The following is a 16,649-nucleotide window of genomic DNA, read 5'->3' on the forward strand; positions in this document are numbered from 1 at the left end:
TCTTGCTTAGAAATTGTATTTCCATCCTATATTACCTTGATAAGATTCATTATTATGACTACCTGTAGCATACGAGGCATTTAACCAAACTTGACTGTTTTTAGTTAAATTACCTTCAACACCAAGTTTAAGCTCACCTAAATTTGCCGATCCTTCGTTTTCATAACGAATACCATCAATTACCACAGAGTAAGGATTAGTATTGTGAATATAGTTCAAAGCAATATATGGACGGTAGCTTGTTAATTTATTTCCATTGGTTGGAATATTTAAATAGGTTTTAACACCCATACGTGCTTGTACATTATCTTTCCCATGATAAACATCAACACCTTGCGCATCTTTGAAATTATGAGCGTGTACACCTTGATAAATCACTTGGCTTTGGGGTTGTACCCACCAATTTTTCTTCCCATTTTTATTAATGAGATAATCACCACCCACCTCAATGGATGCTGTTACACCAGATGAATTGTATTTATATTGGTTTTGGTCTGGTGTATCGATTTTATTATTGAATTTATTCCAAAGTACCCATGAATCAATATAAGCACCACGTTTTTCAACTGGGTGAGCATACCAAGTACCGTATAGACCCAAGCTATAACCATCGATTTTTGTTTTTGATTCACGGTCAGTGACACTTGAACGTGTTTTACCATCATAATAAGCAAAACCAGTCATAGCACCTAAGTTATATTGATCTTCTTCACCTAGAGTAACTAGGCCTGTACCGATTTGAGTGACAAAGCTATTCCCCGTTGTTTTTAATTGACTCTCCATCGTTTTGAATTGGTTGTGCCCACCAGAGGCGCGAATCCAAACCTTCCCTAAATCTTTATTATTACCTAGGTTTTGATATTGGCTTGCACCGTCTCTATCTTCTAAACGAGATGTAAAAAGGGTATTCCCCATGGTCTCTGTTGCTAAGTATTCACCAACATCAGGGGTGTAAACAGGATCATCTGTATCAATACCCCCATCATTTCGATGGCTTTTCAAATACCAATTATCTGAAGCACCTTCAGTTTCTCGAAATAAACCGTAGTCATAAGCACCTGCTGTAACATACCCACCATTTGCAATAAAAAAAGCATCTGTTGTTGACGTTTTTGTTTCAATAACATGTATGCCCTTGTAGGTTCTAGCCCCGGCTCCTCCAACATTATTAACCTGAAGTTCTGTAGAGCCTGTTGCATTACCATCAATAGTAATAAAGTCTGTAAGAGAACTATCAGAAGCTAGTTTAGTATCTATCTTCAGAATACCTTTAGTGCCAGAATATCCACCAGTAATAGATAAACTGCCACCAAGCACTCCATTACTTAAACTAATTAAACCGTTGTTATTATTTTTAATCTCACCATCAAACGTATTGGTTAAACCAAATAAATTAACTGTGGCGTTATTATTATTTATAGCTACCGCACTGCCTATAGAGGTGACATTGCCCAACAAGGTAATTTTTGAATTAGCTCCAGTCGCAGTTAATCCCGTTGAATTCACCCCTTGAAGAACTTGATTCGTTGTACCCCCTATATGAATATTCCCACCATTTTCTGCATATAAACCAGAGGTATTATCTCCAAATGTCGTAGTTCTTAAACTTCCATCTAATGAAATTAAACTATTACTTCCAGTAGATAAAAGTGCATGAGCAGCATTATTTAATGTTGTTATTTCAGTGTTTTTGGTAAGAATAGAAACTTCTTCAAATAGAATATTACCTGTCACAAGTTTTGTTTTATCTGCAGCATCTTTCAAAACTGTGATTTCTACACTGTTTGGTGATTCAGGAGATAACGTGTATCCAATAACTTTTATTTTTTCAATCTCGTAAATATTTGGGTCAGGCAAACTACTCATTATTTTTACAAAATCAAAGCTTGCATTATCAGTAGAGTTAGAAAAAATTTGCCCGCCATTTATAGCACGTAAGCCTATACCACTTGATGTAATATAAGCATTTTTATATTGAACATAACTATCTTTATCAAGAACATATACACCGTTATTACCCCTATTACCATTATCACCAATGGTAATTTTGATATCTTGTACTTCAATCCCGCCTCCTGAACGCGCTAATATCCCTGGAGCTCCTTTAGTAATAATTTTTGTTTTACCTGTAGCATAAATATACGACTTCCCAGTACCCACCCCACTAAATATTTCAATTACTAAACCAGCACCCTCTATATTACTACCGTTATGATAAATACTATTAGAACTACCATTTAATCTAACAATAGAGCCTCCATTTGCAGCCACAGCTGAAATATTTTTGGTAGTTCCATTAGACTCCACAAGTAAATTACCTGCAATATTAATTACTCCACCTTTATATGCACGCATTACATGATCAGGATTTGCTGTGGTCAATGTTAAATTCGCATTTGTAGCATTTAATATAGCTCCATTTACGGTTACATCAATTGTTCCATAACGATCACCATCTGCATTACATGATTCAGCAATCGACAAATTAATATTCATATTTGGTGTATCAAAAGCAGGGCATGTTGCAAATGCTGAACTCATCAAACTAAAACTCATACAAAATCGCATAGGAGTTATTAGTTTGTTCATTGAGTAAAGCAATATATTTTTTGGTGGATCTGTAATTTTCATACTTTATCCTCAGCATAATTTTAGTTTTAATCATGTTTTTCTAAGTCAACTATTGTTATTGATTTAAAAAACAGAAGAACTATTGCCATCCAGTTAATTTATTAATTTAGATTAACAATTTCACTCTTTGAGTTATTTTGTGTTTAATAAAATTACTATATATTTATTATTGATTTACGCGAAACTTACAAAAAAATCACAATCATTTCACAATAGATTTACAATATTTTTCGCTCAAAAAACAACCAAAAACTTAAGTAACTAACGCATAATCACTAAGCGTTTTAGGCATTCTTTATAATAATTGTGTTACATAAACAGCTTCTTTTTAACCAAAAAACAACCATGTATAGTTTATGTAAGAAAAACTTTATATTTACTTTTAATTTTGAATATTTAATTTTTTAAACACCCATCTTGCGTAAAGTCAAAACTTCTTATGTCACGTTAAATTTACACACTCTATTCCACAAAATAATGAAGCTTAATTAAATAAAAAAGGAAGCATTAGCTTCCTTTTTTACATCTCTAAAAATCTTAGATACCATACTTAACGCGGTAATCTTCCATTTTCGCTAAAGCCTCTTTCTCACCTTTCGCGTCTAAATAATCCATCAAATCTTTCATGGTAATTAATGCATGAACAGGAATTTCTAATTCTTTTTGAACTTCCTGAATTGCAGACAAATCACCCTGACCTTTTTCTTGACGGTCAAGCGCAACCAAAACCCCCGCAATTTGCGCGCCTGCATTTTTCAAAATTGTTACTACTTCACGAATAGCCGTACCTGCAGTAATTACATCATCAATAATCCAAACTTTTTTACCTTCAACAGAAGCACCTACCAAAACACCACCTTCACCGTGATCTTTCGCTTCTTTACGGTTAAAACCCCATGGCACACTTACACCATGATTTTGCGACAAAGCCACAGCAGTTGCAGCAACAAATGGAATACCCTTATAAGCTGGGCCAAAAATTACATCAACATTTTCACATTGTGTTAATTTATCTGCATAGCCAGAAGCCAATACAGTTAAAGCTTCACCGTCATTGAGTAAACCTGCATTGAAAAAATAAGGACTCACACGACCCGATTTTAAAGTAAACTCACCAAATTTAAGCACACCACGTGATAATGCAAGTTCGATAAAAGCTTGAGGGTTAAACTGAGCTGGCGATGTCATGAGGTGCTCCAAAATTCATAAAGAAAGGTAAGACTTGCGCATGATACCAAAGAGTAGCTATCCAAGTGATCAAAAAATTTTACGAGTAGTGTCAATAAACGTAAACGGATTACGTGCGGCTGAGAAAAAAGGCATTTTCAATTGGATGGCAACATCCGATGCCGATGTGATTTGCATGCAAGAATCACGTATTACTCATGAACAATGGACAGACAAATTTAAACCTGAAGGATGGTACACCCACCTTTTCCCTGCGGAAAAATCAGGCTATGCAGGCACAGCAATATACAGCCGCCTACCTTTTGTATCTATAATAGATGGTTTAGGTTTTGAACTTGCAGATTCGCAAGGTCGTTTTATTTCTGCCGAATTTGATCTTGGCTTAGAAAAAACTGCACATATTTGCTCTTTATACCTTCCATCGGGTTCTTCGGGCGATGAAGCACAAGCACGTAAAGATCACTTTTTAGATGAATACAAAAAAATTCTAAAACAATGGCGAGATGAAAATAAATCCATCATTGTTTGTGGTGACTACAACATCGTACATAAACGTATTGATATTAAAAATTGGTCGGGTAACCAAAAAGCTTCGGGTTGTTTACCACATGAACGTGCTTGGCTCGATCATATTTATGATGACTTAGGTTATGTTGATACTTTCCGTGAAGTACGTAAAGAAGCTGAGGTTTATTCTTGGTGGTCTAATCGCGGTCAAGCACGTGCAAAAAATGTAGGTTGGCGTATCGACTACCAAGCTTGTTCACCAGATTGGAAAGAGCGTACTGTAAATGCTTGGGTATATAAAGAAGAATGGTTTAGTGACCATGCTCCTGTCATTATCGATTACAAACTGTAATCTGAATACCCTATTATTCAGTGAACAAGTGTTTACTCAATAATATTCTATTTCCTACACAACATGACGCCTAAACGCATTTATCTCCTACACCAAAAAGTCCATTATAGTCGCACGGCACAGGGATATTGTCAGGATGACAGCAAAAGGATTGGAAGCCGTAGGATGAAGTAGGAACAGCAGATGTTGTTCTCAAGGATGTGACATTGGACGTTGTAATGAGACCCGCATAATCAGGATGATACAATGCGGGTTTTCTCTTTTCTAAATACTGTTTTTTATTTTTCTGTTTTTATTTCTTTATTTTCTGCTTCTATACGACATATTTTCAATTATTTTTATGACAACAATATGAAAAATTTGTGTCAGTTGTATGAAAGATATCAATTCGTAAATCACATAGAGCTTTACCCTATTTTCAGCTAATCTATAAGAAATTTATATTTAGATTAAGGCGAAGTTATGCTTAAAATTTATGGCATTAAAAATTGTAATTCAATGAAAAAAGCATTTGATTTATTGACAGAGCTTGGCTTGACTTATGAATTTCACGATTATAAAAAACAAGGGGTCGATGCAGGCACCGTAAAAACTTGGCTTGCTGAAATTGGACAAGATTTAGTGCTTAATAAAAAAGGGACAACTTGGAAAAAACTAACGGAAGAAGAGCAGCAACATGCTCTTGCAAGTGAAGCGAACCTAATTGAAACATTAACAACACATACCAGCATGATTAAACGTCCAATTATCGCAACTGGCAGTGGCTACATAGTCGGTTTCGATGAACCTGCAATTCGCAATTTGAAATAAAACAAAGATGATAAAAAAAAGCCTGACTGATATCAGGCTTTTTTATTTGGGCATAACTTTAGATTAGTTTGCACGAATCCAAGTTTGGTTACGACCTAATGCAGCAATACCGATATAACCACGAAGCTCAAGTCGTTTACCGCCATCAGCAAGTTTGCCCTTTAAGCTATAAGATTTATCATTTTTAGGATCAAAAATCGTACCGTTGTCATAGTTTACACCACCAACATTTTTAAGATTTTGTACAATTGTTACACCTTTAAGTGATTTATTTTTATACTTACCTTCACATTTCACACAAGCATTTTCTTCGCCTGCAACTAAAATGCTTTGAATAGACGCAGACAATGTACCATTACTATGTTCAGTAAACTTTACCAACGCTTTTGGTTGTTTTGTCTTATCATCAATTGTTTTCCAAACTGTGCCGTTTAACGGGTCAGCAGCATGCGCCAAGCCTGCAAGACTCAACATACCTAATACCATTGCTATTTTTTTCATTTTTTCATATCCCTGATGAGTTGAAATTCGGTCTAAGTATCGAAAAATCACATAAATAAAGCAATTTTTGAATGTGACCATTTAGTGTAACTTTGTAATTTATATTATTAAAATTAACAAAAAGCGCCTAAATAACAATCAATATAAATTATATATGGACATTTCTCCAATATAGAAACAATTATTAACAGGGCAATTTTCTAAACACCCCTCAAAATGCCCCATATTTAACTTCAACTCATATCCTAAGTAGATTTAACCAACTATATATCTCAACAATATCAAAAACTTAAGTATAAAAAGAAGGCTCTTGCCTTCTTTGCTAAATTTAGTACTGAGATTGATAAGGTTCTAAATAATTAACCCAGGCTTCTTCTGCTAAAGCACCTTCTATCCATAATTTAACAGCAGGATGCTTCAACACATTTTGCATATAAATTTGTGTGCTCTCACTAACAGGTAAAGCATAAGTATTTAGGCGAGTCACAATAGGTGCATAAAATGCATCTGCTATCGAAAACTCCCCACATAAAAAACCATCGATATTCGGACGCTCTGACCAAATCTGTTCAATACGTGCAACATCAGCCTGTAAAGCTTCCGACTCTTGCCAAAGTTCAGCACCTTTTGTAGCCAAATTAGCTCGAATATTCATACCACATAAGTTACGAATATTAGGAAAACCACTATGCATTTCTGCTGTGATACAACGTGCTCTAGAGCGTAATTTCAGATCTAAAGGCCATAAATTTTTCTCTGCATATTGCTCAGCTAAATATTCACAAATAGCTAAAGAGTCCCAAACCAATACATCAGCTTGTAACAATGCAGGTACTTTTCCATTTGGATTTACTGCCAAAACATCTTGCTTGAATGTGCCAGTATTTCGCTCTTTTGGAAAAGGAATCATCACTTCTTCAAACGGAATATTGAAAGCTTTAAGTACTAACCACGGACGCATAGACCAACTCGAATAATTCTTGTTGGCTATATAAAGTTGCATCATGGCTAATCTCCTAAATGATGTTTAAATTTTTCAATTTGACCAAGCAACTCTTGTTCAGAAAAAGCACCCGTTAAACGTAAATTACGAATTTCTTGTTGCTTAGAATTTAAGAATAGATATGTTGGAGGTCCTAAAATATCTCGCTCATTCAATAAGGCTTGATGACCTGCATCGTACTGGCTTAAATCAAGCTTTATTAAATAAAAATCTTTCAGTGATTGCTGAACTTGAGGTGATTTTAAAACACGATGTTCAATTGGCTGACAAGCCACACACCAATCGGCATACACATCAATAATAATGCCCTGGTTTTTAGGTGCTTGTGACAGAATTTGATGAAACTCTGAAGCAGTATGAGCAACGTGCCAAACAATTGTTGAAGAGGCGCTTGTATCCGTATCAAAAAATCTTTGACTCTGTTGATATTGACTATAAACCACATAAGGTACTGTCAAAATTAAAATGGCGATATAAATCCATTTCCAATATGTCTTATTCCACATAATACGAAAGAGCACATAAGCAACAAAGCTAAGACCTATTATTAAACTCAAACATTGAAACCACATTTCAGACAAAAGTGGGCGTATAAAATACAAAGCTAAAGCTAGCATAATAAATGCAAAAATAACTTTGATTTGATTCATCCACATGCCTACTTTGGGCAAAAACTTAGAACCCAAAATACTTGCGATTAAAAGCGGAGTTCCCATGCCAAAACCAAGCGTAAAGAGCAGTAATGCTCCATGCCATTGACTTTGTGTTTGAGAAATAAAGAGCAAGGCACCTGCCAAAGGTGCTGTCATACAAGGCCCCACCAACAGTGCTGAAATAGCACCCATTACTATTGCACCCACAAGGCTTCCACCTTGTTGCATAGCTTGTGCCCGATCAAGCTTATTTACGACAGCCTGTGGCAATTTCAGTTCAAAGGCGCCAAATAAATTCAGGGCAAATACAACAAATAACAAGCTAAAAGCAATCAGCGTTGAAGGCTGTTGTAACCATCTTTGGAAATTTAACCCTGCCGATGATGCGATTAATCCTAAAATGGCATACACCATTGCCATGCTGCACACAAAGACCAACGCAATCATCCATGCTTTTAATCCTTTACTATTTCGAACAATCAGCGAGGTTAAAATAGGAATCATGGGTAAAGAACAAGGCGTAAATGCCAACAAAACGCCTAAACCAAAAAACAGTAGCAACCCATAAACAAGTGAGCTGTCTGCAAGCTTTTCCGACCACATTTGATCTTTAGCAAATTCATTATCATTTAAAGCTTTTTGCGAAGATATTTTTGTGTCTGTTCGCACATTTATCGCTTCATTTTTTTGTGTTGATGCGGCTAAATCTAAAAAGCTTTTTGAGGGTGCAGCTTGATTTTTAAGTGCAACCAAACCATCAATATCTGTTTCAAATTCTATTTGTTGTGGTGGATAACAAATTCGATCTTTGGCACAACCCTGCCATGTTACCTGATATTTTTGAGAGGCTTCTACAGGAATATTAAAGTGTACTTGTTGATAATAAACTTGAGTTTCCCCATAGTTTTCATCATATAAAGATTGAGCTTTAGGTAGGTTTAATGGAAGTGTTTTTGAATTATTTTTAACTTCAAATTTATGCTGATAAAGATAATAATTTTTAGGAATTTCCCAATTTAATTGAGCTTGTTTTGCATCTATAGACTCAACTGAAAATGAAAAAGCATCTTCTGCCGAACGTAAGGAAGTTTGTGCAAACAAAGTGGTTGAGAGAAGTGCAAATATTCCACTCAACATCCACTTTACAATTATACTCAAACTTAACTTATTTTCTCGAAGATGCTTTATCATAAATTTTTCAAATTAGAATAGGTAAGAAACACCAAATCCTGCTTGATAACTTTTATCTTGACCATTCAAGTCTAAGCCAATCATTGCATCGACTTGGGCACGTTCACTAATGGCATAAATTACACCTGAACCTAAATTATATTCAACATCTTTACCTTCTTGCTTACGATAAACCAACTCAGAAAAACCTGACCAGTTACCCGCAATTAGATATTCAAGCGTTGGAACCGCAGTTACAGCCCACTTACTGTCTTGAACTTCATAAATCATAGAGATCGATGTTGTTAGCAGATCGTTATAATCATAAGCAACAACTGAACCTAAGCTATAAATATCTTTATCATTGGTAAATTCAGCATTACCTGTTGCAATAACTGCTTGTGCTAAAATAGCCATCGACATTTTGTCATCGTTTAGATCAATTGCTTTTTTCAAACCAATACTAACGTCACCTAAACCATGTTTAGATTCTTTTGTTTTATCTAATTTAGATTGCGTCCATTGTGGACCACCCCAACCTAATTGTAATTCTAGCCCATCAGCCAAACCTGTACGTAATAATACATCTGCACTATAGGTCGACTTTTTTAGCTTACCCTCTTCTGTTTGTTCTTCAGAATAGCTGTAGCTAGGTAAAGATTGCTCCCAAGCAAGCTTACCTACAGGTGTAATACCTACACCAATCCCAGAGCCTGCATGGTCAAATGAAAATTCAGCAGCAACTGCATTTGCACTCAAACCCGCCAATAAAGTAAACCCTAAAGTTTTTAATGCTGACATAATTTTTATCTCAAGTAATTAAACCAATTCTTTTGTCATTTTTGCGCCATAAGAGCGTAAAAGTTCTAAAGTCTGTTTTTCTTCGTCCAATGCTTCAGACCAATTAATTTCATCGAAATCACAATCGAAAAATAAATCGCTAATAGAAGATAAGATTGTTAAACCTTCTTCATCTTTTGTATTTGGATTTACTTTTTCTTCTAATAAACGCTTTACAGCAGGCACACAAGCAGAACTAGCTGCATCCCAAAGTGGACCATACACTTCTTCTGAATCCCACAAGTGTAAATTTACTTTGGCTTGAATAAGTGCTTCTAAAATCTCTAAATGTACAGCTAAGTTAGCTTGTTTTTGTTCTGCGCTAAGAGATGCTCCAGCTTCATGAGCTTCACAAATCACTTCCCACCATTTAAACAAACCATCAGACCATACAGAAATTGCAGGACCTTTTTCACCATCAATAAAGTTTGGATCGAGACCATCTGCTAAAAGGCTTTTCACTTGTGCAAGGTTTGATTCTTCTAATGCTTGCACCAAGAGTTGTTGTTGCGCTGTTAACATAGAGAAAGCTCTCATTCATTTAATTTATCTGTATTATGCAGAATATTTACTCATTTGTTGAAAATAAATATAGGTAGATTATTTTTATTCTACAAATGACCATAAAAAAAGCCCCAATGGGGCTTTTTTAGACTAAATATTTAAAATTTTAGTCATCTAAATTTTCATCAACGATACCGTCATCAGCATCAACAAATGCAGGTTGAGCACCACGCGGTTTCTCATTTTTTTCAAAGGTGTGTTCAAGGCTTCGTTTTAATCGATCAATTGCACCATGTATTGCAGTATCAATATTATGACCTTTATGGCTCACAACCACTGGTTTTAGACCTGCAGGACGTGCTTCGATCATACATTTAATATCAGCTTCGCCACCTTTAGGGCCATTTTCATCACTTAGATGAACTGAAAAATGTGTGATTTTTTCGCTATGACGTTGGAATTCTTGATGTAGCTCTTCACGCACATAAGTAATAAGTCTGTCACTATTTTGAATGTTTTTGTCTGTACGTAGTTCAATATTCATATAATTCCATCCTCTTCTTTCTTTGTATCTTTTTCTTGCACAAAATTATTATTTTGGCACGTTGATAACCTAATGCTTTAAGCAATACGAGAACATCTTCAATCTATTTTGGATACATCCTCCACATTGAATGATGAACACTAATGAGGTCTGCAGAACCGTGTCCTTATCCTTTGAATATCGGGCCTAACTCGAAATATTGCAAGTGATATTTGCAAAAAGAGTAAAAGAATAATATTTCATAACAATGCTTTCTTTTAAATAAACAAATAACTGACTTTTTAGGCGAAATTAGAATTCGACAGACCTAAAATCATCAGATACCGAGATTTTTTTTAACACCACAACAAAGTGGTTATTTTTAAACCATTCGATAAAAATCATATAGTTTTTTTAAATTGTTTCTTTTTAGTCAATTAGATATTTATATCATTATATTTCTTTAGGAATCAAAACTTTTACAGTTTTACTTTTATAACAAAAGATAAATTCTCTTATTTCACAGTTACCAATCATCTTTTTTGACTTTATTTTTACTTAATTATCTGTATTCTTTACGGGTTTTCTTGGGGAAGATAAACTTTCATGAAATTTAATCAAATCGTAGCTGCTACTGTTCTTGCAACTACTGCGGCATTTACTCAAGCAGCTCCTGTTTGGCAAGACTTTAGCCTTACTGGTTTGTATGGCGAAAACTATGCACACCCTGTAAATGGTAAAGACAACAACCAACAAACAACGATTACTGCAGAATATGCAGCAAAGTTAACTTATGGTGATTTCTTTGCTTTTGCAGACCGTGCACATAATGACTTTGAAAATAGTATTTATTTCGAGATTTCACCACGTTTAAGCCTTGGTGCTGTAACAGGTAAAAAACTTGAGCTTGGTCCAATTAAAGATGTGTTAATTGCAACAACTTGGGAAGGCAACAGTTCAAATGCTCCAGGTACTGACTTTAACAACTATCTTTACGGTATTGGTTTTGACTTAGAAATTCCTTACTTCCAATATGCTCAATTGAACTTCTACAGAGCTGATAATGACTTAAATGCAAATGATTATCAAATGACCTTCATTTATGGCGTTCCGTTTAAAGTAGGTGCTGAAGACTTCCTTGTAGATGGTTTCCTTGACTGGTCAACTGGAAAAGAAAATCATGCAAGTGAGCTGAACTGGACAACACAGTGGAAATGGAATGTTGGTAAACACATTTCTCCAGATACACGTTTATACCTAGGTGTTGAACATTCTATATGGAACAACAAATACGGTATTAAAGGCTTAGATCAACATGACGTAAGTGCTTTAATTAAGTACCACTTCTAATTAATTTGAAGTCTAAAAAGCAAGGCAATCGCCTTGCTTTTTTTATGCCTGAAGGTGCATGATTCAAATTATAGCTCTCATACTTCGCTGATGTTTATGTCTTATATTATTCGTCCTGCTACAGAACAAGATTTACCAGAAATTTTAAATATTTATAATGCTGAAATCCTTAATGGTTTGGCAACATGGAATGAACAGCCATACGATCTCACACATTTTCAGACATGGCTTAAACAGCTAGAACAACAGAATTTTCCAGTCTTTGTTGTAGAAGATTGCATTCTAAATAAAATTGCAGGCTATGCAGACTACGCATCTTTTAGAAATTTTTCTGGCTATAAATACAGCGTCGAACATTCTGTTTATGTTTCACCTGATTATGCAAAACAAGGGCTAGGAAAACGTTTGATGTCTCAACTTATTGAGCATGCAAAACTCAATAATATGCATGTCATGATTGCTGGTATAGATCATGACAATATTGCTTCAATTGAGCTCCATAAAAAACTAGACTTTGTCCAGACAGGTTACATGCCTCAAGTCGGGCAAAAATTTGGGAAATGGCGTGATTTGGTCTTAATGCAACTCATGTTAAAAAGTGAATAAAACTCAATAAAAAAGCGCAGATAATGCGCTTTTTTATTTTGGGAGAAATTAAGAAATTACGATGTATTCTTCATCGGAAGCGGAGCTTGCAAACTCTTCCATACGTGTAATTAAGCCATTTTCAAAAGTATAAATTTGCACCCATTTTTGTGCCAAAACACTACTATCTTCTACTTTAATAAATTTTTCTTTACCCGTTACAACAATGGTATTCCCTTGCTGATAAGTCTTTAAAATATCGAAGTACTCAACCTTTAATGTCGTGAAATTTGCTTGGAAAAATTGCTTTACACCTTCTTTTCCCTCAAAACGTAAAGATGGCAATTTTTGCGTACCATGGTGAATCCAAACTGAATCATCCGATACTGTTTCTACTGCTGCATCTACATTTTGCTCAGCAAAAGCTGCATACATTTTATCGAGTGTTATTTGCTCTACTGTACGGCTCATTTTATTGACCTTTTTATCTGTTTTTAATGATGTAGTGAGCATACGATTTTTATACTTTTAAAAGCACTATCATGGGTGATAGTCTAAAATCTAACCCTATTTAATTTCTATATTTAATTGTTATTTCCGAGTTTAATAAAATGAATAATTATTTGATTTTGGGTGCAATATTATTGAGTATAAATAGCTTAGCAAATGCAAACTCAAGCATCGAAAAAGAAATATATGATGGCTGTTCTCAAGTCAAACAGTACGGTCTACTTGGGAAAAAAATATTATGATCAAAAACAATATACAAAGGCTTTAGATCAATTTAAAGATCAAGCAGCGTGGAGTTCATTTTGTTTAATCAATAAGGATGTGAGCGGATTAAAACTGTCTGAACGAGATGTTGAAATTGCCAATAATAATGTGGGCTTAACCTATGCAAAATTAGGAAAACCCTTGTGGGCTAGAGCTTGGTTTTTGAGAGATGAAGAAACAAAATCAAGCCAATTTAATTTAAGTAAATTACCTGCCCCAAAAGCATCGAATGATTTATCGGGCAGCTATGTCAGCAGAAGTGGTTTTGGTCAGTGGGATACTATTCATGTTAAGAAAAATAATCATCAATATGAAATTGAGTTTGAAGGCTATTACTTTGGTCTGTATGGCTTGGTTTATGGACCCAATATGGGCGAGTTTGGAACTACCATGCCCTTGTCTGCTAAAAAAGCCAAGTTCACGTATGACGATTGTAAAATTGATTTAAATTTTGCATTTAATGCGAAGCTTGGACAGCACATTCAAGTCGCTGAAAATAGTGGTGAAAGTGGTTGTGGCTTTGGACACAATGTTTCTACACAAGGAACATATATAAAAGTGGAGACACTCAAATAACCTTATGTGGTAACAACCTCTTTTTTGATATTTTTTAATATTAGATTTTTTTCATCAATTACTTTTACAGCGTTAATCAATTCACAATATAAGTTCCCTCTCCTTATAGGAGAGGTTTTGTAATATAATTTCCTCTTCTCAGTAAATTAATTATCCCAAAGGGAAATTTATATTTCCCCATGCAACTAAATAGGATGAATTAAAGTTCTTACCAATAAGCAACATTTTCTTTAATATACTCAGCTGTTTCATCACTATAAATTATGATTTTGACAAAAAGTTTTTCCATTGCTTTTAATAACTCTTCTTTTTCTTCACCTAAGAGTGGTATCTCTTCTAGATAAATTATTTGCTCATAATGAATTGTCATACTCAGGCGAATTTCTAATACACCTGTTACATTCTTATAGGATAAATAAGTCCCAAACCTACTCTGATTACTAAATCTTAATATTCCATACTTGGTTTGCACGGGTGGTGTTGGATTATGCCAACTCATAATCAGTTTAGCCGTATCCTCACATTTTTTTGCTGAAATATGCTCGAAGTTTTTTTCAACAGCAGTGTTATACAAAAAACTACTTATAGCTTCGATATCACCCCAGTTATCTAAAAGCTTAAATACTGAATTAGAAATATTATTTAAATCTTCATCATTAAGATGTGGTTTGGGATTCCAAACATATTTCAGTATTTCTTTCATTTTTTGCTCTGAAATCATGTCATCCTCTTCTAGTATTTGAATTAAATATAATTGAAAAAGCCCATGATGAACATGGGCTTTTCTTTTATCAATTTTAAACCACCAAATCGGCTAAATTACCTTTTTGCTCTAACCAATCTTTACGGTCACCCGAACGTTTTTTCGCAAGTAACTTATCTAACAAACCTGCGGTAAATTGCATATCATCTAAATCAAGTTGAACCAAACGACGTGTATTCGGGTCTAACGTTGTTTCACGAAGCTGACTTGCGTTCATCTCACCCAAACCTTTGAATCGGGTAATTTGAGGATTCTTTGTTTTACACTTTTTCAAAATACCTTCAAGTTCGGCATCATCTAAAGCATAATGAACTTCTTTTGCATCATCAATTCGGTACAACGGCGGCATAGCGACAAATAAATGCCCTTCTTCAACCAATGTCGGGAAATGCTTCACAAACAGCGCGCATAACAAAGTTGCAATGTGTAAACCATCCGAATCGGCATCGGCAAGAATACAAATTTTACCGTAACGAAGTTCTGAAAGATCATCACTGCCAGGGTCTACGCCAATAGCGATCGCAATATTATGAACTTCTTGAGATGCCAAAACCTCATCTGATGAAACTTCCCAAGTGTTTAGAATTTTGCCTCGAATTGGCATAATGGCTTGAAAGTTTTTATCACGTGCTTGTTTAGCAGAACCACCTGCAGAGTCACCTTCCACAATAAATAGTTCAGACTCTTCCAAAGTATGTCCCACACAATCGGACAATTTACCTGGAAGTGTTGGACCTGAAACAATCTTTTTACGCTCTACTTTTTTCGCTGCTTTTAAACGACGACCCGCTTTGCTAATCATCATTTCAGCCAATTGCATTGCAACTTCTGAATTCTGATTGAGCCATAATGCAAAAGCATCTTTGGCAATATTTTGTACAATACCTGAAGCTTCACGGCTCGAAAGTCGTTCTTTGGTTTGTCCTGAAAATTGTGGCTCTTGAAACTTTAAAGACAGAATGTAATTCACGCCATCCCAAACGTCTTCAGCAGAAAGCTTAAGATTACGTGGCAACAAATTACGTAGTTCACAGAATTCACGCATTGCATCTGTTACGCCCGAACGTAAGCCATTTACATGCGTACCACCTTGTGCTGTAGGAATTAAGTTCACGTAGCTTTCTTGAATACTTTCGCCACCTTCCACATTCCAACAAATGGCAAACTCAGCACTTGAACGGTCAGCTTCACCCGTTGCTACAAATGCAGGATGTGGAACAATTTCACGATCTTCCAATTCATCCATCAAATAGTCGACTAGACCATTTTCAAACTGCCAAACAATTTTTTCATCGTTAATTTGGTCTACATAAGTAATTTGTAAACCTGCAGCCAATACTGCTTTTGCTTTTAAATTATGCTTTAAGGCTTTTAGAGCAAATTTTGGTGAGTCAAAATATTTTGCTTCAGGCCAAAAGTGAACACTCGTTCCACTTGCACGTTTTGGTGCTTTTCCTTCTAAAACTTCAAGTGGCGCAACAGGTTCACCCTGTTCAAATGCCATTTTATAAAGATTGCCTTGACGCTTCACTTCAACTTCTACACGGGTAGATAAGGCGTTTACCACCGAAATACCAACACCATGTAAACCACCTGAAAATTGGTAGTTATCTGTACTAAATTTACCGCCTGCATGAAGCTTAGTCAGAATAATTTCAATACCGCTTTGCCCATATTCAGGATGAATATCGACAGGCATACCACGACCATTATCATCTACAGATAATGAACCATCTTTATAAACAGTTACCGTAATTTGGTTAGCATGACCTGCAAGTGCCTCATCGACAGCATTATCAATAACCTCTTGTGCCAAATGGTTTGGACGAGTGGTATCTGTGTACATGCCGGGACGACGGCGTACTGGATCTAAACCAGATAAAACTTCAAGTGATTGAGCCGTATATTGAGACACGTTG

General features: G+C 35.3%; 15 protein-coding genes and 1 pseudogene. 5 read left to right on the top strand and 11 right to left on the bottom strand.

Annotated elements, in window-relative coordinates:
* Window positions 1–6: 6 nt before the first annotated feature.
* Window positions 7–2,556, bottom strand: a complete 2,550-nt coding sequence (locus AC5YC8_RS03650; RefSeq protein WP_496163575.1) for an autotransporter outer membrane beta-barrel domain-containing protein — start codon at window positions 2,554–2,556, stop codon at window positions 7–9.
* A gap of 612 nt (window positions 2,557–3,168) precedes the next feature.
* Window positions 3,169–3,819, bottom strand: a complete 651-nt coding sequence (pyrE, locus tag AC5YC8_RS03655) for an orotate phosphoribosyltransferase (RefSeq protein WP_496120459.1) — start codon at window positions 3,817–3,819, stop codon at window positions 3,169–3,171.
* A gap of 40 nt (window positions 3,820–3,859) precedes the next feature.
* On the opposite strand from pyrE, the gene AC5YC8_RS03660 reads away from it, so the two are divergent.
* Window positions 3,860–4,678, top strand: a complete 819-nt coding sequence (locus AC5YC8_RS03660; protein WP_496163576.1) for an exodeoxyribonuclease III — start codon at window positions 3,860–3,862, stop codon at window positions 4,676–4,678.
* Window positions 4,679–5,140: 462 nt separating this feature from the next.
* Window positions 5,141–5,488 (top strand): Spx/MgsR family RNA polymerase-binding regulatory protein, encoded by a 348-nt coding sequence (locus AC5YC8_RS03665; RefSeq protein ID WP_496120455.1) that lies wholly within the window; start codon window positions 5,141–5,143, stop codon window positions 5,486–5,488.
* 63 nt (window positions 5,489–5,551) lie between these two features.
* Here AC5YC8_RS03665 and AC5YC8_RS03670 read toward each other — a convergent pair whose 3' ends face one another.
* The 6 genes from AC5YC8_RS03670 to AC5YC8_RS03695 all read right to left on the bottom strand — a co-directional run bounded on the left by AC5YC8_RS03670 (window position 5,552) and on the right by AC5YC8_RS03695 (window position 10,703).
* Entirely contained in the window at window positions 5,552–5,989 is a 438-nt protein-coding gene (locus tag AC5YC8_RS03670; RefSeq protein ID WP_496120454.1) for a DUF2147 domain-containing protein, read from the bottom strand.
* Between the two features lie 328 nt (window positions 5,990–6,317).
* Window positions 6,318–6,995, bottom strand: coding sequence for a glutathione S-transferase family protein (locus AC5YC8_RS03675; RefSeq protein WP_496163577.1), 678 nt, complete (start codon window positions 6,993–6,995; stop codon window positions 6,318–6,320).
* A gap of 2 nt (window positions 6,996–6,997) precedes the next feature.
* Window positions 6,998–8,782 carry a protein-disulfide reductase DsbD gene (gene dsbD, locus AC5YC8_RS03680; protein WP_496163649.1) on the bottom strand — a complete coding sequence of 595 codons (1,785 nt, stop codon included), beginning with the start codon at window positions 8,780–8,782 and terminating at the stop codon, window positions 6,998–7,000.
* 66 nt (window positions 8,783–8,848) lie between these two features.
* Entirely contained in the window at window positions 8,849–9,616 is a 768-nt protein-coding gene (locus AC5YC8_RS03685; RefSeq protein ID WP_496163579.1) for a transporter, read from the bottom strand.
* 18 nt (window positions 9,617–9,634) lie between these two features.
* The gene (locus AC5YC8_RS03690; protein ID WP_496120448.1) at window positions 9,635–10,177 is read right to left on the bottom strand and encodes an ankyrin repeat domain-containing protein; all 543 of its coding nucleotides are present in this window, start codon (window positions 10,175–10,177) and stop codon (window positions 9,635–9,637) included.
* Window positions 10,178–10,325: 148 nt separating this feature from the next.
* Window positions 10,326–10,703, bottom strand: a complete 378-nt coding sequence (locus AC5YC8_RS03695; protein ID WP_496120446.1) for an HPF/RaiA family ribosome-associated protein — start codon at window positions 10,701–10,703, stop codon at window positions 10,326–10,328.
* Window positions 10,704–11,288: 585 nt separating this feature from the next.
* Between AC5YC8_RS03695 and AC5YC8_RS03700 the strand changes: the two genes are divergently transcribed.
* Window positions 11,289–12,032, top strand: a complete 744-nt coding sequence (locus tag AC5YC8_RS03700) for an outer membrane protein OmpK (protein ID WP_496163580.1) — start codon at window positions 11,289–11,291, stop codon at window positions 12,030–12,032.
* Window positions 12,033–12,128: 96 nt separating this feature from the next.
* Window positions 12,129–12,638: a GNAT family N-acetyltransferase gene (locus tag AC5YC8_RS03705; RefSeq protein ID WP_496163581.1), complete on the top strand. Its 510-nt coding sequence runs from the start codon at window positions 12,129–12,131 to the stop codon at window positions 12,636–12,638.
* Between the two features lie 48 nt (window positions 12,639–12,686).
* Here the strand turns inward: AC5YC8_RS03705 and AC5YC8_RS03710 are convergent, their stop codons facing one another.
* Complete coding sequence (locus AC5YC8_RS03710; protein WP_496163582.1) at window positions 12,687–13,088, bottom strand: nuclear transport factor 2 family protein; 402 nt, start codon at window positions 13,086–13,088, stop codon at window positions 12,687–12,689.
* A 140-nt stretch (window positions 13,089–13,228) separates the two neighbouring features.
* Between AC5YC8_RS03710 and AC5YC8_RS03715 the strand changes: the two are divergent.
* Window positions 13,229–13,967 (top strand): annotated as a pseudogene (locus AC5YC8_RS03715) (hypothetical protein).
* A gap of 208 nt (window positions 13,968–14,175) precedes the next feature.
* On the opposite strand, the gene AC5YC8_RS03720 reads toward AC5YC8_RS03715, so the two are convergent.
* Together AC5YC8_RS03720 and parE are read right to left on the bottom strand one after the other, a co-directional pair.
* On the bottom strand, window positions 14,176–14,688 hold the full coding sequence (locus AC5YC8_RS03720; protein ID WP_496163583.1) for a hypothetical protein: 513 nt from the start codon (window positions 14,686–14,688) through the stop codon (window positions 14,176–14,178).
* A 76-nt stretch (window positions 14,689–14,764) separates the two neighbouring features.
* Window positions 14,765–16,645, bottom strand: a complete 1,881-nt coding sequence (gene parE / locus AC5YC8_RS03725; RefSeq protein ID WP_496163584.1) for a DNA topoisomerase IV subunit B — start codon at window positions 16,643–16,645, stop codon at window positions 14,765–14,767.
* Window positions 16,646–16,649 lie beyond the last annotated feature (4 nt).

The organism is Acinetobacter sp. FY731, from assembly GCF_059515905.1.

Coding starts and splice junctions, on each gene's coding strand:
- AC5YC8_RS03650 (WP_496163575.1), bottom strand. CDS start 2,556: ATGAGTTTTAGTTTGATGAGTTCAGCATTTGCAACATGCCCTGCTTTT.
- pyrE (WP_496120459.1), bottom strand. CDS start 3,819: ATGACATCGCCAGCTCAGTTTAACCCTCAAGCTTTTATCGAACTTGCA.
- AC5YC8_RS03660 (WP_496163576.1), top strand. CDS start 3,860: ATGATACCAAAGAGTAGCTATCCAAGTGATCAAAAAATTTTACGAGTA.
- AC5YC8_RS03665 (WP_496120455.1), top strand. CDS start 5,141: ATGCTTAAAATTTATGGCATTAAAAATTGTAATTCAATGAAAAAAGCA.
- AC5YC8_RS03670 (WP_496120454.1), bottom strand. CDS start 5,989: ATGAAAAAAATAGCAATGGTATTAGGTATGTTGAGTCTTGCAGGCTTG.
- AC5YC8_RS03675 (WP_496163577.1), bottom strand. CDS start 6,995: ATGATGCAACTTTATATAGCCAACAAGAATTATTCGAGTTGGTCTATG.
- dsbD (WP_496163649.1), bottom strand. CDS start 8,782: ATGTTGAGTGGAATATTTGCACTTCTCTCAACCACTTTGTTTGCACAA.
- AC5YC8_RS03685 (WP_496163579.1), bottom strand. CDS start 9,616: ATGTCAGCATTAAAAACTTTAGGGTTTACTTTATTGGCGGGTTTGAGT.
- AC5YC8_RS03690 (WP_496120448.1), bottom strand. CDS start 10,177: ATGTTAACAGCGCAACAACAACTCTTGGTGCAAGCATTAGAAGAATCA.
- AC5YC8_RS03695 (WP_496120446.1), bottom strand. CDS start 10,703: ATGAATATTGAACTACGTACAGACAAAAACATTCAAAATAGTGACAGA.
- AC5YC8_RS03700 (WP_496163580.1), top strand. CDS start 11,289: ATGAAATTTAATCAAATCGTAGCTGCTACTGTTCTTGCAACTACTGCG.
- AC5YC8_RS03705 (WP_496163581.1), top strand. CDS start 12,129: ATGTCTTATATTATTCGTCCTGCTACAGAACAAGATTTACCAGAAATT.
- AC5YC8_RS03710 (WP_496163582.1), bottom strand. CDS start 13,088: ATGAGCCGTACAGTAGAGCAAATAACACTCGATAAAATGTATGCAGCT.
- AC5YC8_RS03720 (WP_496163583.1), bottom strand. CDS start 14,688: ATGATTTCAGAGCAAAAAATGAAAGAAATACTGAAATATGTTTGGAAT.